Origin of the sequence: Streptomyces roseus (assembly GCF_001044425.1) — a bacterium.
In the GTDB taxonomy this organism is placed as follows: domain Bacteria; phylum Actinomycetota; class Actinomycetes; order Streptomycetales; family Streptomycetaceae; genus Streptomyces; species Streptomyces roseus.
Map to the genome: position 1 here is coordinate 61085 of NZ_LFML01000159.1, position 21342 is coordinate 82426.

The following is a 21342-nucleotide window of genomic DNA, read 5'->3' on the forward strand; positions in this document are numbered from 1 at the left end:
AGACGGAGATCTGCCATGCCCCCTTCGCTGCAACAGCAGCAGGACCGTCAGGCCCAGCATCGCCTGGCAGTCCTGCGCCACGCCGAGGAAGTCACCGGGAACGTCGCGCTGACCTGCCGCTACTACGGCATCAGCCGCCCGTGCTTCTACAAATGGCTGCACCGCTACCAGGACGAGGGCCTCGAAGGTCTGCGGGACCGCTCCAGCAAGCCCCACCACTGCCCCCACGCCACCGAGGCAGACGTCGTCAACAAGATCGTCTACTTGCGGCAGCACTACCACTTCGGCCCGATGAAGATCAAGATGTACCTCAAGCGGTACCACGACATCGACATCGCCTGCTCCGCCGTCTACCGCATCCTCAAGAAGCTCGGGATGAACCGCCTGCCGGCCTCACAGCGCTACACGCGGCACGACAAGCGCTACACCCGCTACGAGAAGCAGCAGCCCGGCAACCGCGTCCAGATCGACGTAAAATTCATCGAACCCATCGTCCTCCCGAAACACACCCCAGCCGCGGTTCCGGTCACCGCAACGCTGCCCAAACGGCGGCGACGAGCGAAGTACTACCAGTTCACCGCCATCGACGACTGCACCCGGCTTCGGGTCCTGCGGATCTACCCGCGATGCGACCAGAAGACCGCCGTGCAGTTCCTCGACTACGTCCTGGAGCGCCTGCCGTTCCGCGTCGAGGTGATCCAGACCGACAACGGAGCAGAGTTCCAGTCCGCCTTCCACTGGAACGTCCTCGACAAGGGCATCGCCCACACCTACATCAAACCGGCGTCACCGCACCTCAACGGCAAGGTCGAACGCTCCCACCGCATCGACGCCGAGGAGTTCTACCGCATGCTCGACGGCGTAGTCATCGATGACACCGGCGTCTTCAACGACAAACTCCGCGAGTGGGAGGACTACTACAACTACCACCGCCCCCATGGCTCCCTCGGCGGCCAAACACCCTACGAACGCCTCAAGCAGAAGGCCCAGACCCCGGTGTAATCGAGCTACGGCAGTTGCACACCTAGAGGACATCGCTGCCAACGGCCTGCCCGCGGTGGAGGACTGCACCCCCTGGGAAGAGCTCCGCGAGGCCCACCTGGCCCGCCTTGCCGCGCAACGCCCGGCCGTCGCCTGATGACCACACGTCGCGCCCGCATCGCCTTCTCCGACTCAGCAGCCAAGCAACTGGAGAACATCACCAGCGAGGCGGAAATCCACGCGCTGGACCGCGCGCTGGTGGTCATCTCCGTCGACCCCGAGATCGGCGAGCCGATCCCCGGCGATACCGCCGGCCGCCAACTGCGACAGTACGCCGACGAACTCGAAGCCGTCCGCATCCTGTACTTCGTCACCGCCCTGCGCACGCTCGTAATCTCGGGTCGGGAGCGAATTAATGCTGGTCAGGGACGTGTGCACATGGCAGTGACATAAGGGACGTTGGAGCGATAGGCCTACTGCTGGTGCGGGGTCAGAACAGTGTCCCCGGGGCCTCCGGCTCATCTGGGTTGGGCTCGACGGGGCACTCTTGGAGTGGGATGTTCAGGTGCTGAGCCATCGAGGCCAGCTCCGCGTATCGGGCGACCAGGGCATCGCGCTTCGCTGTGAGGTGCTTGCGTTGGAGGCTTTCGGCGGTGTTCTCCAGAGCGGTGGCCAGTTGGAGATGCGCCGGATTAACGCACCCTCGGCGGGCGCATGTGTGGTGGAGCTGCGCGCCTTCGGGGATTTTCCCGAATTTGGACTCATAGGCGAATCGGTGAGCGAGCTGCCTTTGGGTCCCGTCGGGTGTGTCCCAGGTCCACATCCCGTAGCGGTCCTCGTCGTCCCGTGACGCGTCCGGGATCTTCGCACCAGACCACAGCTGGCAGTCATCCGGCCCAGTAACGACCTTCTTCCAGAAACGCTCCTCAACGGTGCCGGTATCTATCCGGTGTCGGACGGCGAGAGGGTCACCGTTGGTGTTCAGTCGATAGAGGTGCTTCTTGCAGTAGCCCTTGCCGGCGTGCTTCCCCTCGCAGCCCTCGATGCCACAGCCGCGAGCTTCGCGTTCCTTAGGCCATCGAGGCATCGTTGCCCCCTTCCTGGTCGTCAATGGGAACATCCAGACCAAGAGCAGCCTCAAGAGCGGCAACGGCCGCGGTGAGCATCTCGATCTCACGCTCCAGGCTGATCCGCTGCTTCATCTCCAGGATGTTCGCAACGGCGTCGACGGACTGGAGATGGTCCGGGTTGGAGCACAGCCTCAAACCGCAGGTGTGGTGGACGACCCCCGACTCGGGCAAGGCGCCATGAGCCCAGCGATAGGCGACGTGGTGGGCATACTCAGTCGTCCACCTTCCATCGATCTTGACGCCTAGCTTGGGGTAGGGGCATCCCTTCGGTGACTCGGGCCAGAGCCAGTGGCCGTCAGGGGTGGGAATGACCTTCGCGAGCCATCGTTCCTCGATGGTGCCTCGGATTACCACTTTGGGGGCCACGGGCTGGCCTATCCGACGCTCGTTTGCGTCGTGGATCTTGCAGTAGCCGTTCGCGTGGTGTGGGCTCTCGCAACCCTTCACGTCGCCCCCGGTCCGCCCGTGGACCTGAACGCGCTCGATCTCGCCCCGCCGGTATGCCCTGCTCAAGCATGGGTTGCAGAGCTTCCGAGCCCACTGGGGCCGCTCGCAATCAGCCGCGGTGCACTTTTCGGTGCTTGGCGTGCGCTCCGCCATGACGAGCCCTCTCTTCAATGGTCCCGTGGAGAGTAGCGGCCAGCAACGACAAGTGACGATGGATCAGGCTAGCTGACCGTGATTCTGGCTGCGGATCATGCGGCGGAGGCTGGTGCGGGCGGCGCTGAGGTCGTCTTCGAGCTCGGCGACTCGCTGCTGGAGTTCCGCGTTCTGGGTGGTTGCCTGCCGTTCCGCTGTGGACAGTCTCAGGTTCTCCTCGGTGAGCTCGTTGACGCGGTCGACCAGATCGTGGTTGCCGAGCTGTTCGACCTGCTGTCCGATGTGAACGCGGGCCTGTCGCCGCAGCTGGTCGTTCTCGGTCCGGAGCCGCTTGATCTCCTGGCGGGCGAGAAGCAGGTCGGTCTGTTCGCTGGCGGTAGAGACCTTCCGTCCGCTCTGCTGGTCGTGGTGCCCCTGGGCGGCCTGACGGGCCCGGGCCTGGTCGATCCGTTCACGCAGGCCAGGGGCATAGACGAGCCAGCTGGAGACGCCCGCCTCGCGGGCGACCGTGGCGAAGGTGATGCGCCGGTTGCCGTGGAGCATGTCCTGGACGGCTTTGAGGACGCGTCCGCGTTTGTCGGCGCTGTCCCGCTGACGTGCGGCTTTGAGGATCTCCGCGGGTGTCCTGGAGGGCTTCATGGATGTCTCAGCCGGCATCGGGGGTCTCCTTGCGGATCACGGTCAGTGGCAGCAGCTTGTGCTCCCGGGTCGCACGGACCTTCCGCAGGACCGCGCTGGCCTCCTCGATCTCCTCGCGTTCGTCCTTGGGAAGGCTGCTGAGCCGGTCGCGCATGGTGTCGGCGACGTTCGTGAACGCAGTGATCTGGTCGCCGAGGTTGCGGACGACGAAGTCGTCGGCGTCCATCGCCTTGGCGGTCTCACGGTCGGCCCGCAGGTCGTTGACGTGCTCCTCGATGGCGGGCAGGTAGGAGGGGTCGGGGCGATAGAAGCCGCAGCCGGCGCACTGGAATCGGATTGCGCAGGCCTTGCCGCCGGCCTTGACGTTGCTGGGCTCGCGGCAGTTGCCGAAGGGGACAGCGACCGACTGGGCCTCGTAGTCGGTCGGGCTGGTGAACGGAGCCGGACGGCCGGACCGGTCGACGGTGTGCTTCCGCAGGGTCGTGATCGCTTCGCGTTTCCGCTTCAGGGACACCTGGTAGTACGACATCGTTGTGACGATCGACCGGTGGTCCATGAGCTCTCTGAGCACGTCAACCGGGACGCCCGCATCGGCATGCCGCTGGGCATAGGCATGCCGGAACGCGTAGGGGAAGATCAGCGTGCGGTCGAAAGGCATCCTGCGGCCCTGCCCGTCGAGTTCGTCGCTCAGCAGCAGCGGGATCGCCGCGACCCACTCCCGCAACGCATTGGCCAGGCTGGAGGCATCCATGTGTGCGAACCCGCTGCGATCGGTGATCGACGGGAACAGGTACTTTCGGCTGCGGGAGGGAACCTCCATCTGACGTCGACGGGCCTGCCAGGTTCTGATCACCGTGGCGGTCTCGCGAGTGATGGGCAGCTTGCGGCCGTAGCGGCGCTTCTTGACGTTGTCCCAGACGAGGGTGTTCTCGTCCCCTCGGGTCTCCAGGCACTTCAGGCTCAGACTGGCGACCTCGATGGGACGGCGGCCGGTGTCACGGAGGACCAGGTAGGCCGTCTGCATCATCAGTTCGATATCGGCCCGTGCCATCTCGCCGTAGGAGAAGGAGGCTCCCATCAGGGCGAGATGTGCATCGAGCTGGGCGATGACAGGCTCAGGGACAGCCCGGCCTGCAGCGTCCTCGGTCGTCTCCTCGGGCGGCAGTACCAGCGTCTTGTCGCGGTCGAAACTGCCGGGCATGCCCGGCAGCATGTCCGTCTTGCGGCCGAAGTCGACGATCTCCAGGAAGCAGCTGAACGAATGCTGGCGCCAGCTCTTGCTGGCGAGCTCGTCGTCGGTGGTGCGGCGGATGCGGCTCATCGCGGTGAAGACCGCCTGCATGTCGGCGAACCTCAGCTTCGTGTGGTCCTGGCCTCCGCCGGGCCGGGCATGCATCGCATCGGAGGCGACGACACACGCGGTGAATACCCGCTTGAACTTGCCACTGTCCAGGCTGACGGAGGTGGCCCACGACTTGATCACGTCCCGAAACCACTGCTGGTGGATTGCGGACGCGTCCACCTGCCCAGGCCGATGGCGACGGCCGCCGAGGGCCGAGGACCGCAGGTCCAGCCAGCCCAGATCCCAGCTGTCGACATCGGTGGGCTCCAGGCCGCGGAACGACAGTGCGGCCCGCCGCAGAGCCCGGACAACCTCGCGGATCAAGGACGTGAGGTTGTGCTGTTTGGCGATCCCCTCGACGAAGGACTCGACATCGACGGCCAGCAGACTCGGGACCCCCTCCAGCCGACGCGCCAACTGCCGGGCGGCCACCGGCTCGATGACGCCGCCGCGGGCATCCCGCTGTTGCAGACCGTAGAGAAATTCCCAGCGGACAGGTTCCGCCAGGTCCCGCAGGCTGAACTGGTTGGTCAGCAGGCGTTTGGCGGCCTGGCGGGCCCACTGCTCAGGGTCGCGGGTGGCGCCCGCCCGCTTCTCTCGTTCCCAGGACTGCAAATGCGTGTTGCAGAGCCCGGAGATCACCCGCTGGTTCGCGCAGCCCCGGACGACGCAGGTCGGCTTCGCTTGCAGCGGTTCCGCCGTCGTGGTGGCCAGCCATTCCTCGACCGAGACCTGCTGGTCAGGGCGCCGTCGCCAGCGGGAGTAGTGGGTGCGGCAGAGCCCGCCGCTGTGGGCTGGCCGCTCGCATCGGCCCGAGGGGCGTGCCAGGACGCACGGTTCGCGGTCGGATCCGCGCTGGGTGCGGATCCGCCGAGGCCGCTTATAGGAAGCGGCGAACTCCTCCCGGCTCAGCAAGCTGGCCTTGTGGGCATCCAGGCAGTGCCGGCAGAACAGGTTGCGGGAGGGCATCAAGGTCCAGCACGAGGCCGTGAGGCACCTCGACGCCGCCGTGCGCGGGTTGTCCACGTCGCCGTCGAAGAACCAATCCTGCTGGGACCACTCACCCGGCCGCCAGAGGGGATCCACCCGCGCTTGCAGCCAACTCATCCAGGCGGTCGAATCAAGCGGGACGACCGGGGCGAGCGGCTCCGCGGCGAGCACGGCGGGACTGGTCAAGACCGCCGCCCCGCCGCCACCAGCTCGACCGCCGCCCGCTTGTCCGCCTCACTCGCGTGCAGGTAGGGCGTCAGCGAGGACCGGGAGATGTGCCCCATCAGATCCTGGACCACGTCCTCGTCGACGCCGGCGCGGACCCAGGCCGTGGCCGCTCCGTGCCGCAGCATGTGCGGGCGTGCGGTGAGCTGGGTCCTCTTCGCCAACCGGTCGAAAAGCTCCTTCGCTGTGCCGTAGCGCATCGGCTGCCCGAGCGGGGCGTGGAACAGGTTCACGAAGACCATGTCGCAGTCAGCCGCCTCGGGGACCTCGTCCCGTTCGAGCTGGTAGTCCGCATAGAGACCCGCGACGTCCTCGGTCACCGGGATCACCCGGGCGAACCGCGACTTGGCCAGGGCCCCGTTGGCGTTGTTCGCCCGCCGTCGGACGTGGATGTGCGGGCCTTCGACCCGGCATCCGAGCATCCGCGAGTCGCTGAGCAGGTGCATGTCCTGGCGCCGCAGGCCCAGAGCCTCGCTGATGCGCTCCCCCGTGCAGCCGAGCAGGGCGACCAGGAACCGGTCACGGGCGTGCGTGGCGATCTGAAACAGCTGGTCAGCCTCTTCCGGCGTCAGATACTCCACGGCATCATCGGACGGCTCCGGCAGCTTGAGCATCTTCGCTCTCACGGTGCGGAACTGGCCGTCCTCGCCCGCATCCTTGCCCGGCGGCAGCCAGTGCAGGTACTTCGTCTCCGTCAGCCGGGCCACCAATTCCGCATCCACCCACTCGTTTCGCGAGCAGAACCGCAAGAACTCGCAGACCCCCGTCATGACCGCGTTCGCCGACTTCTCCGCCCGAAACCGCGGCGGAGACGCGACCCGCCGACTGCGCGGCGGCAGCGGCTCGTCCACCAGCCACCGCAAGAACCGAGCCAGGTCCAGGAGCGTGATCTGCTTCCAGTCCAGCCCTCGCGCCGAGCACCAGGTCAGCAGCAGCGCGGCCCGGATGCCGTAGGCCTTCTCGGTATTGAATGAACGGCCCATGTCCCGCAGAGAGGCCAGGAACAGGCATGCCTCGTGGTGGAGCCCGTACGACTCATCGACCACGACCCACAACGGGCGCCCGTCCACCGGGGACTCAGCGCATGCAGCACGGAACTTCATGACACCCATGACTGACCGTCAGCACGTGCCTCACAACCAGCAGATATCCCACAGTCACACGAACCGGTGAGCCCATGTGCCTCACACAACAAGCGACAGATCAGAACCGCAGATAACCGTGGTGGTGGTCGCGTACATCGAGGTCTAGGTCGGGCGCACTCTCGTGCTGTAGCCCGGCCTGCAAGGTCCCTGAGCAGGGCCGTCACCGATTCGGTGACGGCCCCGCTTCGCTATGTCCGGACCTGCGCCAAGCGTTCTCCGAATGAGTGAACCAGTGTCAGCCGACATGCTGTGTCTCAGCTCCTGCCTGGGCCGCGGCTGCCCATCTGGGTGGCTGCCCGCACTGCTGCGCTCACTACTCGCCAGGATCCGGGCTCCACACCGCGGGCCCTCCGCCGCGCCACTCGACCAGCAGCGCGTCGTCCAGGTCGACGTCGTCGGGGTCCAGGCCTGCGCGGCGCAGGAATTCGAGGAGGTCGCCGGGGCCGAGGGCGCGGCCGAGGATCTCCCCGCCGACGCGGACGCGGCGGCCGCCTTGGGCGTCGGGGGGATAGACGATCACGCGCAGCTCAGAGTCCATGCGATCTACCCTGCCGCCGCCCGCTGAGCGCGGCATCCGTACGAGGCATCCGGCCTCGGCGCTGTTCTCGGCCTGTCGCAGCGTCGACCGGTGGCGGGTCCCCATAGCGTGCGGCCATGCCCGATGCCCTGCCCGCCCGGAAGCGGTCAACGCTCTTTGACGGTCTGCGGAACGGGCAGGACGTGGCCACTGCGGCGCAGGCAGCGGGCCTCGATGTTCGGACGGTGTTCACCGCCGCCCGTACCGACACCGCCCTCGCGCTCCTCCTGGCGGGCACTGACCCTGACGAACTCGGCACCGCCGGCCTCATCCAGCGCGCCGAGTACCTGCGGCTTCTGGCTCTGGGCTGCACGTCCAGTCTGGCCGCGCAGATCCTGCTTGATGGGGCCGGGAAAGCCAGTCACTGGCGCCAGGAGGATCCCGTGTTCGCAAGGGCGTACGATGCGGTCAAGGAACTCGGGGCCGGGCGGCCAGCGCCCGCGAGGTCGCCCCGCTTCACCCCCGAGCGCCGACGCATCTTTCTCGAACACCTGGAGTCCGGCCTGTCGGTCACGGCGGCCGCGGCCGCCGTGGGGATCACCACCGCCGTGATCTACCAGCGCCGCAAACGCGACCCCGGCTTCGCCGCGGCCATGGACGCCGCCCACCACGCACACCCCCGCACCCCGGACCCCACGCCCGACACAGACGACTGGGAAGCGTTCTTCGGCAACCTTCCGCCCCGGTGTCGCGCTGCGCCAAGCTGCACTGGCCGCGGGGATCCGGCCCGAGGCCGTCTACCACCGCCGCCGCGCCGACCGTGCGTTCGCCCACCGCACCGACCAACAGCGAACCGCCCGATAACCCTCCCGGGCGCGTCCGGTCGCGATGCCCGGCACTACGGGTTCACTCGATGCCGAGGGTGGCGTCGGGCCGGCAGTGGGGGCAGGCTTGGACGCCCTCGGCCAGCGCCCGCCGTGCCTCATCCACGCTCATGCCCGTACAGCGTTTTCGTGCGTCCCAGCAGCCTCCGGCGTGGACGCGGACCGGCAGTCGGCCCGTCCCGATGCCGCGCTCGATCAGCCACGCGGGCGGCTCGGCCGGCGGGCGGCGCCGCGCGGCGAGCGCCTCGCGCTCTTCGGCCGTGTTCAGCGCGCGCTCAGCGCGGTTGAGCTCGCTGCGCAGGTAGGTGACGACGGTGCGCAGGCGCGGCAGGTCAGGCGGGAGTTCGGACACCGCTCAACTCCCGTACTGGGCCTGTCGTGCGGCCTTGCACGCTGCGCAGAGCGGCGAGGCCCCGACCCCGTAGCGGCACGTGGGGGCGTGGCAGCGGGCACAGGGTCCGGTCTGGCTCGGAGCCCAGGTGACGGGCTGGGGTCTGGCGGGGGCTTCGGGGGGTGGTCATCGGGGGCTCCTGGCGTTGCGGAGGACGTCCCTCCCATTAGATCGCATGTTCGATTTTCTGCGCGAGTGTGCGCAGGTCACCGGCCGTAGGTCTGGTGGCACAGAGCGGCGATGGCGGTGCTGGTGACGCCGTGCGTGGCGCGGCACAGGGCCGTCATGTCAGCGGTCCCAGCGCCCGTCGCCGGGCGTCCCGGATAGGCGGGCGTATGGGGCGGCCGCGCCTTGGCCTTCCGGGGCTGGGGCTTCGCGGCGTACTTCGTCGGGGCGGTTCTGCGCCTGGGTGCCGGCCGGGCGTGCCGGGTCTCGTCGGACGCCCCCCGGGTCGGCATACGGCGGGCGGGTGTGGGCGCGCGGTCGTGCTCGGGGGTGGTGGGTGGCTCGGGCAGCCGGGAGAGGGGCAGTCCCGGCCTGGTGTCCGGCTGTGCGGGGCGAGGGCCGGCCGGCTGCTTGTGGTCCGCCGAAGTGGTGGCGGGGGAGACGCGGGCGGGTGGGGTGGGGGCGGGGGGGACGGTGACGCATCCGGGAGCCGTGAGGAGGGCGGCGAGGAGCAAGGGCAGGGGCCAGCGGCGCATGCCGCTACCGTGCCGCAGCCGGCCCCGGCACCCCCTCTGACCGGCCCGCCCGGCCCCTCGGATGGTGGATGCGACGGCCGCGCCACCGGCCCGAAGAGGGCTGGCCTGACCGACCCTGGGACAGGGGGTCGAGGCGCGAGGGAGTCCGGGGATGGTGCTCAGACCGCCGGTTGCGCCGATGCTGGCGCAGGCCGCCGAGGCGATCCCGCGCACGCGCCCGGGGGCCGGGGTGGCGTACGAGCAGAAGTTCGACGGCCACCGCGCCCTGCTGTTCACGCCGCCCGTTCCGGGCGGCCCGGCGTTGATCCAGACCCGCCGCGGCTCGATGGTGCAGGACCGTTTCCCCGACCTGGTGGCAGCCGCACTGGAGCAGCTCCCGCCCGGCCTGGTCCTCGATGGCGAACTCCTGGTCTGGGACCCGGAGGCCGGGGCCCTGTCGTTCGAGGCGTTGCAGCGCCGGGCGGCCGCCCGCGCCCGGGGCGCGGCCGCCCTCGCGGCCCGCATCCCGGCCTACTTCCTGGCGTTCGACGTCCTCCAACTCGACGGCGTCGAGACCATGGGCCTGCCCTACCGTGAGCGCCGCCGACGCCTCGAAGTGCTCTTCTCCGCCCGCGCACTGACGGCCCCGTGGACCCTGTGCCCGATGACCACCGATCTCGCGACAGCACAAGACTGGCTGGAGACCTGGACCGACGTGTCAGGCGTCGAGGGCCTGGTCATCAAGCCCCTGACCAGCAAATACCTCCCCAATACCCGGGGCTGGACCAAGGTGCGAAGACGGGACACCACCGAAGCTGTCATCGGCGCGGTCACCGGCACCCTGGCCCGCCCGCAGCTGCTGCTCCTGGGCCGCTACGACCAGGACGGCCGGCTCCGTGCCGTCGGCCGGACCGTAGCGCTGCGCCCGAACGCAGCGCGCCAGGTCGCCGAGCGTCTCACCGCATCCGCATCCGCATCCGCATCCGGGCACCCGTGGACTGGGGCGGTGTTCTCGGCGGCATGGGGAAGCCGTGATGTCCTGGACGTGACCCTGGTCCGCCCGGATCTGGTCGCGGAGGTCAGGGCCGACCGGGCTGTCGACCACGGCGGGATCTTCCGCCACCCGCTCCGCTTCCAGCGGCTGCGCCCGGATGTGGCCCCGGAGGATGTGCCGGGGTTCGGCGCCGGTGCGGCCGCTGCCTCGGGCTGATTCGGGCCGGAGCGGGAGGAAGTGCAGGAAGCGGGAACATCCGGGTGTGGTTGACCGTTCATCTATCTGTGTGGGTAGGGCAGTGGGGGTGATGTCCCCGGGCCCAACCATTTGCCTGTGGGGAAGATCGTTCGGCTGAAGCCCCGCAGTGCCCTCCGCCGCGAGGCGACCACCCCTTGCCCGCCCACACCCCTTGAACGCCCGAGCCAGCCCTCCCCCCCCGGCTGGCACGGGCCCCGCCCCGATCAGCCCGTCCCCCCTGGGCTGGTCGGGGCCTTTCGCGTACGGCAGCAGTGGCGTTTCGCCGGTGAATCAGGCGCCCCGGGCGGGTGAACCGCAGGTCGGAGGTCTGTTCCCGAGCGGGCGGGGCGGATAGAACCGCCCCTGTGATGATCATGATGCGGGCCGTAATGGCGGCCGCTGCCCTCGCCCTGTCCCTGCCCACCGCGGCGCAGGCCGCCGAACAGCCCGCGGTCGTGCCGCAGGTCCTCCCCATGGGCGTCGCGGTCTCCGCTCTGCCGCTCGCGGTCGAGGACCGGACCGGCTACCAGCGCACCTCCTTCAAGCACTGGAATGCGGGTGAGATCCCGGCGGACGGCTGCAACACCCGCGCGGAGGTGCTGCTGTCGGAGGCGGTGGAGTATCCGGAGATCGGGCCGGGCTGCGCGCTGACGGGGGGTGTGTGGTGGTCGTATTACGACGACACCACGGTCACCAACGCGTCCGGGCTGGATATCGACCACATGGTGCCGCTTGCCGAGGCGTGGGATTCGAAGTAGGCGGTGTTGTGCTGGCTGCATCATTCCGCCTGGCCCGGAAAGGGCTGTGGCCTGCCCGGGGAGGGGGAGCCTGTCACTCGTATGGGTGATGACGAGGCCTTCGGCCTCAGGCGATCTCGGTTCGACGCCACGATGTTGCATCTGATGCAACCGTGGGAGCGGGCGTGGACGCAGTCGATGTGCCGGGCTCGATGCGCCTGGTGATGCCGGGCAATGTTCGGGCCCTGGATCCGGCGCCGGCGATGTTCGACGCGATGCTCGCGGGCTGGACGCGGCAGCAGCAGAGCCGACTTCTGGCGCGGAAGACGATTGCCGACCGGATGAGTCTGGTCGCCGGGATCCTCATCTGGGCCCGGCGATAAACGGTTGCCAGCAGCCGAGAACCCAACGCGCGTCCTCAGGCGAAGAGCCAATACAGACGTGCTCCACGACGCTGAACGCCATATGCATGGGGAACGGCGTCCTCACCTGGACGTCACGCGGCTAATCCCTCTCGACGGGCAGGAGCGCCCAGGCGTTCTGGAGGTCGACGTCGGAAGGCGCCAGCTCGAGCTCCGTCGGGAAGATGCGCTTCGGCGACACCACCATCTGCAGATCCTTGTCGGGAACACGGATGAAGTAGGGTGCCGGCAGCGGCTGCTGCGGAGCTGGCTCGATCTTCCACTCGCGGGTGGGGAAGTCACTCACCGGCCCCAGGATCACCCTCTCGCCTTTTTCCGGCTCCTTGTAGCTCAGGGAACGAGAGGGGAAGAGGCGGGCGGGAAACTGGATGGCGGCGGTGCCATCATCCTTGACCTCCACCGACCACTCTTGCTCTCGTTCCGGCGCAGCCCCCGGAGCCGTAACGGTCACACCTTCTTCCGAGGCGGTGAGGACCCGCGCCTCGGAGCCGAGGGCGTCGGGCCAGCTGACGATGCGATAGACGCCAGATTTCAAGGTTCCCATGGGTGACTCCTTCGTCTGGTGATCGCCGCGGCAGACTCCGGTCGACAGCCTCCTGCGGCGACAAGTGGGCCGACCACAGATCGGCCGGACAACCGGGCAACGCCGCAGGAGCCCTGAAGATGCGCCACAAGATGTCAAACCACCTGAACGTCGGAAAAACCGCAAGGAGACAGGCCCTAGGCCGTGATCGTTTCTTCGGTGAAAACGGCCACCCAGCCGGGTGAGTTGCCCCACGAGGCCCTTCCACCCGTAACGGCGCCCGGATACAAACCGGATCATGATCATCAAGCTGATGCGGCGCGGTCTTCCCGCCCTCGCGCTCGCCGCCCTGCCCCTGCTCGCCACCACCGTCCCCGCGGCCGCCGACACGCCTGCGGCGAAGGAGACGACCCTCACCCAACTCGTGCCGGTCCAGGGTGCGGCTGCGGTGCGGGCGCCGCTGGCGTTGTTCGAGGCCATCGACAGGCTCCCTGTCGCCGAGGAACACCGCGCGGGCTACAAGCGGGACCTCTACAAGCACTGGAACCGCGGGCTGAACGCGACGGACGGCTGTGACACCCGAAGGGAGGTCATCCTCGCCGAGGCCGTCGGCGCCCCGCAGGTCGCGGCCGGCTGCAAGCTGACGGGCGGGACCTGGCGCAGCGCCTACGACAACCTGGTCGTCACCGACGCGGCCCGCCTCGACGTCGACCACTTCGTCCCGCTCGCCGAGGTCTACGACTCGGAACAGACGCCGTGGTCCGCGGCGCGGCGGGAGGCGTACGCGAACGACCAGAACAGCCCGGACACCCTGATCGCGGTCTCCGCTGCCTCCAACCGCTCCAAGAGCGACAAGGACCCGGCCGAGTGGCTGCCCTCGGACGGCTCCTACCACTGCACCTACGCCGCTACCTGGGTCGGTACGAAACTGCGCTGGGACCTGGCCGTCGACGAGAACGAGCGGCAGGCCCTCCTCGGACTTGCCGAGGACTGCCCCACCACGACTGTCGTCTACGAGCCCGCGCCGTAGGAATTTTTGAGTAGAGCCGCGCACGCCACGGCGCACTCCGAGGGCCATCCCGCCCCACAGCCCGTGGAGTGGGGGTAGCTGGCCGGGCTGGCGGCCTGCTTGCTGATCGAGGTGGTGACCGCGCCTGGCGGGCGTCGGGGCGCTGTTCGTCCGGGTGGGGTCCGGACGGCGCCACCGTCTCATGTGCCGGTGCCCGCCCTGGCCGCGCCTGCGGAGGCGTGGCCAGGATCCGTCGCGGGGCTGGCTACCGGGTGGGGGTCACCACGGGGGGTAGATGGAGTTGCCGACCTCGGCGGCTGCGGTGGGGGTGGCGGCTGCATCGCGACCGAAGCCCCAGCGGCGAGCTTGCACGTCTGCCCGAGGAGCCGTGCTCGAAACCGGCCCATGCTGATGGTGCGGCTGGCCGAGGCATGAATACCGCGTGGCTGGAATGACGCTCCCCGGCTTACGCCTTGAGCACCCTGTCCATGGCAACCAGCCCCTCCCGCAGTATGCGACAGGCTGGACCACCGCCTGCGCCCGGTTGGGAGCGTCGGCGGCCTGGCCATAGGCGGTGGCGCCGTTGACCGCCTGGGGATGGGGTATCAACGGCGCCGGTGCCGCGCTCGCACAGCACCCGGCTGTGGTCTTCGAACAGACACTTGTGCCGGGGCGGGCCGCCGTCTAGGGCACGGTGTATCCGCCGTCGACGGGGAGGGCGATGCCGGTGACGAAGCTGGCCTTGTCGGAAGAGAGCCAGACCACGGCGTCGGCGATCTCCTCTGCGCGGGCGATCCGTCCCAGGGGGTGGGCGGCGTCAAGTGACGTGCGCTGGTCCGCGTCCAGGGCGGCGATCATGGGGGTGTCGACCAGGCCGGGGCACACGGCGTTGACGCGTATGCCGTGGGGCGCCACCTCGACCGCAGTGCTCTTGGTCATGCCGATCTCGGCGGCCTTGGTGGCCGCGTAACCGGAGAAGCCGGGAACCCCGATCAGTCCGGCGCCGGAGGACATGTTCACGATCGCCCCGGCGCCCTGCGCCGTCATGTGGCGGAGCTCGTGTTTCATCGACAGGAACACGCCGCGCACGTTCAGGGCGATCATCCGGTCGAGCATGTCGGTGGAGTAGTTGCGGGTGAGCTGGTACTCACCGTCGTATCCGGCGTTGTTCAACGCGATGTCGAGGCGGCCGATGTCCGCGACGGCGGCATCGACGGCCTTCTCCACCTGTGCCTCGTCGGTGATGTCGGCCACCACGTAGCGGGCCGAGCCGCCGGAGGCCTCGATCAGGCGGACGGTCTCCTTCAGGGTCTCCGCGGTGCGGCCGGCGACCGTCACCAGTGCCCCTTCTGCGGCCAGGGCCAGGGCGGAGGCCCGCCCGATCCCGCTGCCGCCGCCGGTGACGAGCGCCGAAGCGCCTGCAAACTGCTGGTTCATCTCTCTGGATCCTTCGTGTCGCTTTGGGGTGATGCCTGTACGGGAGTGGTTGCCGGGAGCGCCGCATCAGCCGGTGACACCGGCGGCCGCCCGGTGGCCGGCGACACCTTGCGCCAGAGGTGGGGACGAGGTGCCGCCGATCGCCACCGGAGCGAGTCCGCTCAGCCGGTGAGCTCGTTCAGTGGTGACCGCTGCCGGCTTCCGGGCGGCGGCGGTGCGAGCAGCGATCCGCCCGGCAGGGCGTCAGAGCTGTGCGGTGCCCTGGACGACGACCTCGTTGACGTTGACGTCATCCGGCTGGGCGATGGCGTAGCCGATGGCCCGGGCGATGGCGGAGGAGTCGATACCGACCGCGTCGAGTGCGGAGCGCACCGCGTCCTGCTGTGCGGCGTTGCCGCCGGAGTGGGTGAGCTCGGTCTTGGTCAGGCCCGGGCTGACGACGGTGACGCGGATGTCGGGGGTCTCCTGGCGCAGGCCGTCGGAGACCGCACGTACTGCGAACTTCGTCGCGCAGTACACGACCCCGGTCGGGTCTACGCGGTGCCCGCCGGTCGAGGCGACGTTGATGATGTGCCCGGACCGGCGCTCGCCCATGGTGGGCAGGACCGCCGCGATGCCGTACAGCACACCGCGCAGGTTCACGTCGATCATCTGGTCCCATTCGTCGACGCGCAGCTCCTCCATGAAGCTCAGCGGCATGATGCCGGCGTTGTTGACCAGTACGTCGACGCGGCCGTGGCGCTCGAGGGCGCCGGAGACGAAGGCCTCCACGCTGGCGCGGTCGGTCACGTCCAGCTGCGCGGACTCGGCACGGTGGCCGGCCTCGGTGAGCTCGGTGACCAGGGCGTCCAGGCGGTCGGTGCGCCGGGCGCCGAGGACGACGTGGTGGCCTTCGGCGGCGAGGTGGCGGGCGGTCGCCTCGCCGATGCCGCCGGACGCGCCGGTCACCAGGACGATCTTGCGGGTGGCGGAGGGGGTGATGCGGTTCATGGCTGTGCTTCTTCCTGGGATGGTGTGCCGGCCCTTGTGGCCGAGCGACACATCCAGAGCACCAGCCGGACGGAACCCCAGGTAGAACCCTCCTCGTCCCGGGGTTCGGCCTACCGGGGGTCCATCAGTACCCCCTCACGGACACGGGGCGGGGCCGGCTGGCAGGGCTAGCCTGAAAACATGAGCCAGCCCGTGCCGGAGACCGACATCCGGGACTTCCTGCGCACGCGCCGGGCCCGCCTCACCCCGGAACAGGCCGGCCTTGCCCCTCACCTTGGCGCGCGACGGGTGCCCGGCCTGCGGCGTGAGGAAGTCGCCCAGCTGGCCGGAGTCAGCGTGGACTACTACGTGCGGCTCGAACGCGGACGCACCACGTCCGTCTCCGCCGCCGTCCTGAACGCCGTCGCTCACGCACTGCAACTGAACAGCACTGAACGTAACCATTTGTTCGCCCTGGCCAACCCCGCTGGGCAGCACCCCGGGGAAACCAGCGCACAGCGTGCTCGCCCCGGGCTGCTGCGCGTGCTGGAGAACATCACCGACGTCCCGGCCCTGCTGCTCGGGCACCGCCTGGATGTCCTGGCCGTCAACCACCTCGCCCGCGCCCTCTACCGCGACTTCGAAGGCCTTCCGGCCGGCGAGCGGAACATGGCCCGCTACATGTTCCTCGCCCCCGAGGCTCGTGACCTCTACGTCGACTGGCCCGAGACCGCCCGCGAAAACGTCGGCATGCTGCGCCTGTACGCCAGCCACCATCCGCGCGATCCCCGGCTGGCGCAGCTGGCCGGGGAACTGTCCGCCGGTGACAGGGACTTCGGCCGGTGGTGGTCGGAGCACGACGTGTACCAGCCCAAGTACGGCTCCAAGCGCTACCACCACGCCCTCGCCGAAGACTTCACCCTCGGCTTCGAAGCCTTCACCCCCATCGGAGACTCCGACCAGACCCTCGGCCTCTACACCGTCGAACCTGGCTCACCGTCGGAGAACGCCCTGCGCATGCTCGCCAGATGGACCCCCAGTAACACCCATACGGACAGAACCCAGACAGATGAGACCCGGGCCGGGGCTGCAGTCTCCGCCCACCGGCAGCAGCCCGCGCCCGGCAAGGGGGGCGGGCGCGGGAGGTGACGCGGCGTCGGGACAGGGAGAGGACGGCACCGACGAGCGTTACGAGGTACGTAACGGCGTTTCATATGTGGTCGGCGACGAGGATGTGAAGGCCCGCCTCCAGCCGAGGCTCCCCGAGAAGGCCCTGCGGTTCCAGCTCGGCACCAAGGCCGCAGGAGTCGGAGCTCACTACGCCGCCGAGTCGCTCGGCTGACCGGCCCCTCCCACAAGCGCAGCTTCCACCAGCCCAACTGACGGCGCCCCACGGGCGGCGTTCGGGGCAGCCACAGGCGGGTCAACACACTCCTCCACAGCGCCTGAGCCCCCAGCGGGGTGTCTTGCAAGCCGTTGAGGAATACCGCAGGCTTCGAATGACGCTCCCCGCCAGCTGGGGCCAGCGCCTGGACGGCTGCGCGGCGTGAGGCGTACGCGAACGACCAGGGCCAGCTGTCCTCCCTGGTTGCTGTGACGGCCCGTTCGAACCGGAGCAAGGCGGATCAGGACCCTGCTGAGTGGCTGCCGCCGGCGCCGGATGCGCTGTGCCGGTATGGGGCGGAGTGGACGGCGACCAAGCTTCGCTGGGGCCTGGCCGTCGACGAGCTGGAGCGTGCGCGACTGCTGGACATCGCGGCCGGGTGCGGGGGCACGGAGGTGGAGTTCATCCCCGCTCCGTAGCCACTGCGGGACAGGGTGAGAGCCCCGACGCCTTTCCCGGTGTCGGGGCTCTCTTCTTCGAGCGGGGCTGGCCGCTCACGTCCGGTACGGGTGACTATGGCGCCGGGAGACTGCTGGCGGGTTGGGGTGATGTGGGTCAGGCGAGGCGGGATCCGAGGCGGAAGCGCATGTCGCCCGCGGCCCGGCGTACGTCTTGGCCGTGGTCGCCTTCTTCGAGCAGCCCGAGGAGCACGATCAGGGCGCGTGCCTCGTCTGTGCTGATCAGTTTCAGTCGTGGCTCGCTCGCTCCGTCGAGGAGTGTGTCCAGCAGGTCCAGGGTCTCTTCCATACCTGCAACAGCGGCGGGCGCCCCCGCAGGTCACACCTCGGACGTTCGTCCCTGGTGCTGTCGGGCGTACCGGTTCACGGAAAGCGCCTCCACTTGTCAGGCTTTCCTGACATCGTCGGGATGTCAGGACTTCCTGACGTCTGTCGTAGGTCTGAGAGGAGCGCCGAGGCATGGTGTGGGTGGATGAGACAGGTCGTCATGAGGGTTCGGTCGTAGCGGTTTTGGCCGATGGCCGTGAAGCACCGCCGGTGGAGGCCTTGGGCGGGAGTACCGCGTGGTGGGACAGCGACGGCACCGTCTCCGAACGCGCTGCCGCGGTGAAAGGCGCGTGCGGATGCGGCTGGCGCGCGGATACCACGCACCCGGTCGTGTGGGGCGACGTCACGGCGACCGAGGGCGAGGAGGCCAGGACCGGTCCGTTCGCGGACTGGGAATACCACGTCACCACCACCGAAGGCCTCATCCCACGCGACGTCGAACAGCTGCTCACCACCCTCCAGGACCGGATCACCGAACTCGCGAAGACGAGCCCGGTAACCGCACTGCGCGCGATCGCCCGCCTCCAGGACACCACCCCCACGCTCGCCCTCGCCACGGTCCGTACCGCCCGGGAGGCCATGGTCTCCTGGGAGGCCATCGGCACGGCCCTCGGCTGCACACGCCAGTCAGCGCACGAACGCTACGCCCGCCACGTATCAGGGTGACATCCGGGTTGTCGCCGGCGCTGGCGCCGGATTCGCGGTGCGGGTACGGCGCGCAGTGGACGGCGGCCAGGCTGCGCTGCGCTGGCGGGGATGGCGCGGAGCGGGAGTGCCGCTGGGCGTCGCGGCCGCCCGTCCTGGCTCTCCGATCGCGTGGAGGGGACCCTTCCACCGGCTGGTGCGCTGTCGCAGGGCATGCGATGGCTGGTCCTCGCGGAGAGGAGTGGGGCGTGGCCTACGGTCGCCTGGGAGGTGCCGCGATTCTGGGAGGAAGGGCAGAGCATGGCCGTGTTGCTGGGGCAGCAGGAGTTGGACGCGCGGGTGGAGTATCGCTCGTTCGGCTTTCAGGAGTCGGACGACAGTGCGGTGCCGGTTCCGTTTCCAGATGACTTCGAATGGGGCGTGTTCTTGCAGGAGCGCGTCCGCCGGTTCGACGTGTTCAGCGCTGGTCACACCCATACCGCGACGGTGACGGCCCGTGTCTGGGACGGGCGGCCTGAGAGGGAGGACGGCCACTGGGACGAGGAGGGCGAGGCCGACTACGAGTCGGTTTCGGGCGATGTCGCGGTGTGGGGGAGTGGCCGTTCCGAGGAACTGATCAGGCTTGGGCACCCCGGGATGTGGCGGGTGAGGGTCCGCTGCGCAGGCAGGGCTGAGGTGGAGCGGGTGACGCGGGATAAGGGAACGGCCTACGCGGTGGAGCGGTATGTGATCGATTTCTGGCCGAAGGCCGGATGAGGCGTGGGGCCCGGCTGCACCTGTGCCGGGCCCCACTGGCTGGTCGGCTAGGTCAGTTGATCTTCACGATGAAGCCGTCTTCGAGTCCGTCGATGATGCGGTTGGCGTTGTAGAAGCCGCGCAGCAGGGTGCCGCCGGCGCCGTTCTGGTCGCCGGGGATGGGCTGGACGGAGAAGTTGTTCTTCTCGACGTGCGGGTCGTACTCGTCGATCGCGGAGCCTTCGTAGGTGGAGGCGAAGGGGAACTCGTCGCACTCCTTGCCGCCGTCGGTGTAGTTGGCTCCCCAGTAGCGCTTGCATTCCCTGACGGAGACGGCGCGGTTGCGGTCGAGACGCTTCTGGTCGAGGAACAGGCGGTGCAGCGGCTCCTGGATCGTGTCGCCGGGCACGTTCTTCAGCGCGTTGAGCGGCTTGGTCGCTTTCGGGTTGGCGAACGCCTGCTTGATGTGCTCGGCCACAGCCTGCTCCGGTGCTCCGGGCTTCGAGCTGTACTCCAGGGTGGCGATCATGCTGAACGCCGCGCCGCCCTTGTTCGCGGGATTGCCCGCGCCGGTGGAGTTGCGCAGGTAAGAGGCCGCGTCCCAGCGGGGAGCGAACATGAACGGCTTGCCCGTCTTGGGGCTTTCGCCCACCCAGCCCGCCGGTAGCGTCGAGGTGACCTCCGGCTGATAGACAGCCGCGACCACATCGGCTGCGCCGGCCCCGGTGCCCTGCCCGGGGGCGTAGCGCACGGAGTGGGTGAAGTGGGGGTTGGACTGCATCTCCAGCCAGGTCTTGGTCACCGGCAGGGTCTTGCTCGTGACCGGTGTCGCGGCCGCCGGCCAGTCGGCTGCGATGCCACCCTTGAGGCCGATCTTCAGACCGGACACCCCTGTGCTGCCCACCACGGTGAAGTCGGTGACGTCGTAGTCGAAGTACGTGGTGCGGTCCCCTTCCTTGGGCACGGTGCCCCGCACGTACACGGTGTACGTACTGGTGCCCACGGCGCCGCTCTGCTTCTCCCACACGGTCGTGACCTTCAGCCCCGTGCACACCGCGAACCGGGACTTGACGTAGACCTGGGAGGCTCCGGCCAGGTTCTGCTTGCACTCGGCCAGAGTGACCATCCGGGCCGGCTCCGGGTAGGACACCGCCGCCGGGGACAGGAACGTCAGCGGTGCCGCTCCCATTTGTGCCGGGGCGACGGCGGCCGGGGTGGTGGCCCGCTTGCCGTAGGAGGCTGCCGGCCCGACAACCTCCATGGGAGTCGTCGCAGCGTCCTCCGGTGCGGCGACCGTTGCCAGTTTGGCCATCCCTGTGCCGGCCTTGAGCTCGGCGAGCGATGGGGTCGAAGCTCCAGGGGCGACCATGAAGGTGCGGGCCGTGAGCTGTTCGTTTCCTTCGGCAGCGGCGCTGGTGGCGACACGCAGCGTGATGGCCGCTGCCATGGCGGCTAACAGGGCAAAGCGGCGACGTGTCAGTAGTGCGGTAGTGATGATTCCCCCACAGGACGGCCAATGAGCGGATTTCGCCCAACCCCCCAGTGATATCGAACATTTGAACCAGCGGAGAGTGTTCGAGGCGCATATGGCGAGATGTGATGAGACTTCTGGCTGATCGACGTGGCCGCGGGGCGCGTCTCTGCTGTCGACTTCGCACGAACGGTGGACAGCGCCGCCTCCCTCCCAAGCCGACTGCGTTGCCGAGGAACGCCGCGCCGAGCGAACCCACATCAGCGGTGCATGCGGCGCCGGGCGTTGTCCCCGCCCGGATGGCCAGCGCCACCGCTAGGCGGGGCCCGCTCGGCATCCGTGATCAAGGACGGCACGAATGCCAAGCGGGCCCTTCAGGCGCCTGGTGACCAAAGGGCCCCTGATGAGATGTGGGCCAGCTCGTCAAGCCATGCATGGCCGGTCGAGTAGCCGCCTATCGCGGTGACGCC

General features: G+C 68.9%; 25 protein-coding genes and 1 pseudogene. 12 read left to right on the plus strand and 14 right to left on the minus strand.

What is annotated here, in order from left to right; genetic code table 11:
* Positions 1-15: 15 nt before the first annotated feature.
* Genes ACS04_RS32875 through ACS04_RS32880 form a run of 3 tightly spaced genes read left to right on the plus strand, consistent with a single transcriptional unit; the run spans position 16 to position 1434 of the window.
* Entirely contained in the window at positions 16-1002 is a 987-nt protein-coding gene (locus ACS04_RS32875; RefSeq protein WP_048480523.1) for an IS481 family transposase, read from the plus strand.
* Positions 938-1138 (plus strand): hypothetical protein, encoded by a 201-nt coding sequence (locus ACS04_RS39880; protein WP_078865605.1) that lies wholly within the window; start codon positions 938-940, stop codon positions 1136-1138. The genes ACS04_RS32875 and ACS04_RS39880 overlap by 65 nt, the downstream gene beginning before the upstream one ends.
* Positions 1138-1434 (plus strand): hypothetical protein, encoded by a 297-nt coding sequence (locus tag ACS04_RS32880; RefSeq protein WP_048480524.1) that lies wholly within the window; start codon positions 1138-1140, stop codon positions 1432-1434. The genes ACS04_RS39880 and ACS04_RS32880 overlap by 1 nt, the downstream gene beginning before the upstream one ends.
* A 37-nt stretch (positions 1435-1471) precedes the next feature.
* Here the strand turns inward: ACS04_RS32880 and ACS04_RS35645 are convergent, their stop codons facing one another.
* The 9 genes from ACS04_RS35645 to ACS04_RS38500 form a co-directional block, all read right to left on the minus strand.
* Complete coding sequence (locus ACS04_RS35645; protein WP_158977770.1) at positions 1472-2092, minus strand: HNH endonuclease signature motif containing protein; 621 nt, start codon at positions 2090-2092, stop codon at positions 1472-1474.
* Complete coding sequence (locus ACS04_RS32890; RefSeq protein ID WP_048480525.1) at positions 2052-2624, minus strand: HNH endonuclease; 573 nt, start codon at positions 2622-2624, stop codon at positions 2052-2054. Before ACS04_RS32890 ends, ACS04_RS35645 begins: the two co-directional genes overlap by 41 nt.
* Before the next feature lie 150 nt (positions 2625-2774).
* Positions 2775-3368, minus strand: a complete 594-nt coding sequence (locus tag ACS04_RS32895) for a DUF6262 family protein (protein ID WP_245236673.1) — start codon at positions 3366-3368, stop codon at positions 2775-2777.
* Complete coding sequence (locus ACS04_RS32900; protein WP_048480526.1) at positions 3358-5868, minus strand: tyrosine-type recombinase/integrase; 2511 nt, start codon at positions 5866-5868, stop codon at positions 3358-3360. Before ACS04_RS32900 ends, ACS04_RS32895 begins: the two co-directional genes overlap by 11 nt.
* Positions 5865-7019: a tyrosine-type recombinase/integrase gene (locus tag ACS04_RS37120; RefSeq protein WP_245236674.1), complete on the minus strand. Its 1155-nt coding sequence runs from the start codon at positions 7017-7019 to the stop codon at positions 5865-5867. Before ACS04_RS37120 ends, ACS04_RS32900 begins: the two co-directional genes overlap by 4 nt.
* A 346-nt stretch (positions 7020-7365) precedes the next feature.
* Positions 7366-7590, minus strand: a complete 225-nt coding sequence (locus ACS04_RS32910; protein ID WP_048480527.1) for a hypothetical protein — start codon at positions 7588-7590, stop codon at positions 7366-7368.
* A 146-nt stretch (positions 7591-7736) separates the two neighbouring features.
* Positions 7737-8237, minus strand: a complete 501-nt coding sequence (locus ACS04_RS38495; RefSeq protein ID WP_158977773.1) for a hypothetical protein — start codon at positions 8235-8237, stop codon at positions 7737-7739.
* A gap of 238 nt (positions 8238-8475) precedes the next feature.
* Positions 8476-8805, minus strand: coding sequence for a DUF6233 domain-containing protein (locus ACS04_RS32920; RefSeq protein ID WP_048480529.1), 330 nt, complete (start codon positions 8803-8805; stop codon positions 8476-8478).
* A gap of 245 nt (positions 8806-9050) precedes the next feature.
* Positions 9051-9545 carry a hypothetical protein gene (locus ACS04_RS38500; protein ID WP_158977776.1) on the minus strand — a complete coding sequence of 165 codons (495 nt, stop codon included), beginning with the start codon at positions 9543-9545 and terminating at the stop codon, positions 9051-9053.
* A 151-nt stretch (positions 9546-9696) separates the two neighbouring features.
* Here ACS04_RS38500 and ACS04_RS32925 point away from each other — a divergent pair, with 151 nt between their 5' ends.
* The 3 genes from ACS04_RS32925 to ACS04_RS32935 all read left to right on the plus strand — a co-directional run bounded on the left by ACS04_RS32925 (position 9697) and on the right by ACS04_RS32935 (position 11875).
* Positions 9697-10734 carry an ATP-dependent DNA ligase gene (locus tag ACS04_RS32925; protein WP_048480530.1) on the plus strand — a complete coding sequence of 346 codons (1038 nt, stop codon included), beginning with the start codon at positions 9697-9699 and terminating at the stop codon, positions 10732-10734.
* A gap of 410 nt (positions 10735-11144) precedes the next feature.
* Positions 11145-11513 (plus strand): hypothetical protein, encoded by a 369-nt coding sequence (locus ACS04_RS32930; protein WP_209441833.1) that lies wholly within the window; start codon positions 11145-11147, stop codon positions 11511-11513.
* A 164-nt stretch (positions 11514-11677) separates the two neighbouring features.
* On the plus strand, positions 11678-11875 hold the full coding sequence (locus tag ACS04_RS32935) for a hypothetical protein (RefSeq protein ID WP_048480531.1): 198 nt from the start codon (positions 11678-11680) through the stop codon (positions 11873-11875).
* A gap of 121 nt (positions 11876-11996) precedes the next feature.
* On the opposite strand, the gene ACS04_RS32940 is transcribed toward ACS04_RS32935, so the two are convergent.
* A complete protein-coding gene (locus ACS04_RS32940; RefSeq protein WP_048480532.1) occupies positions 11997-12458 on the minus strand; it encodes a hypothetical protein in 462 nt (153 codons plus the stop codon).
* A gap of 277 nt (positions 12459-12735) precedes the next feature.
* On the opposite strand from ACS04_RS32940, the gene ACS04_RS32945 reads away from it, so the two are divergent.
* Positions 12736-13467, plus strand: a complete 732-nt coding sequence (locus ACS04_RS32945) for an HNH endonuclease family protein (RefSeq protein ID WP_048480533.1) — start codon at positions 12736-12738, stop codon at positions 13465-13467.
* 663 nt (positions 13468-14130) lie between these two features.
* Here the strand turns inward: ACS04_RS32945 and ACS04_RS32950 are convergent.
* Both ACS04_RS32950 and ACS04_RS32955 read right to left on the minus strand, forming a co-directional pair.
* Complete coding sequence (locus ACS04_RS32950) at positions 14131-14883, minus strand: SDR family NAD(P)-dependent oxidoreductase (protein WP_048480534.1); 753 nt, start codon at positions 14881-14883, stop codon at positions 14131-14133.
* A gap of 243 nt (positions 14884-15126) precedes the next feature.
* Positions 15127-15873, minus strand: coding sequence for an SDR family oxidoreductase (locus ACS04_RS32955; protein WP_048480535.1), 747 nt, complete (start codon positions 15871-15873; stop codon positions 15127-15129).
* A 180-nt stretch (positions 15874-16053) separates the two neighbouring features.
* Between ACS04_RS32955 and ACS04_RS32960 the strand changes: the two genes are divergently transcribed.
* The 3 genes and pseudogenes from ACS04_RS32960 to ACS04_RS32965 all read left to right on the plus strand — a co-directional run.
* Positions 16054-17001 carry a helix-turn-helix domain-containing protein gene (locus ACS04_RS32960; protein WP_078865608.1) on the plus strand — a complete coding sequence of 316 codons (948 nt, stop codon included), beginning with the start codon at positions 16054-16056 and terminating at the stop codon, positions 16999-17001.
* A gap of 67 nt (positions 17002-17068) precedes the next feature.
* Positions 17069-17194 carry a hypothetical protein gene (locus ACS04_RS40230; RefSeq protein ID WP_280921049.1) on the plus strand — a complete coding sequence of 42 codons (126 nt, stop codon included), beginning with the start codon at positions 17069-17071 and terminating at the stop codon, positions 17192-17194.
* A gap of 173 nt (positions 17195-17367) precedes the next feature.
* Positions 17368-17655, plus strand: a pseudogene (locus ACS04_RS32965) (HNH endonuclease); the annotation flags it as partial.
* Between the two features lie 136 nt (positions 17656-17791).
* Here the strand turns inward: ACS04_RS32965 and ACS04_RS32970 are convergent.
* Positions 17792-17983, minus strand: a complete 192-nt coding sequence (locus ACS04_RS32970) for a hypothetical protein (protein ID WP_048480536.1) — start codon at positions 17981-17983, stop codon at positions 17792-17794.
* Between the two features lie 368 nt (positions 17984-18351).
* On the opposite strand from ACS04_RS32970, the gene ACS04_RS32975 reads away from it, so the two are divergent.
* Together ACS04_RS32975 and ACS04_RS32980 are read left to right on the plus strand one after the other, a co-directional pair.
* Complete coding sequence (locus ACS04_RS32975) at positions 18352-18687, plus strand: hypothetical protein (protein ID WP_158977779.1); 336 nt, start codon at positions 18352-18354, stop codon at positions 18685-18687.
* Positions 18688-18966: 279 nt separating this feature from the next.
* Positions 18967-19422: a hypothetical protein gene (locus ACS04_RS32980; protein WP_048480554.1), complete on the plus strand. Its 456-nt coding sequence runs from the start codon at positions 18967-18969 to the stop codon at positions 19420-19422.
* 52 nt (positions 19423-19474) lie between these two features.
* On the opposite strand, the gene ACS04_RS39885 is transcribed toward ACS04_RS32980, so the two are convergent.
* Positions 19475-20848: a NucA/NucB deoxyribonuclease domain-containing protein gene (locus ACS04_RS39885; protein WP_245236675.1), complete on the minus strand. Its 1374-nt coding sequence runs from the start codon at positions 20846-20848 to the stop codon at positions 19475-19477.
* Positions 20849-21342 lie beyond the last annotated feature (494 nt).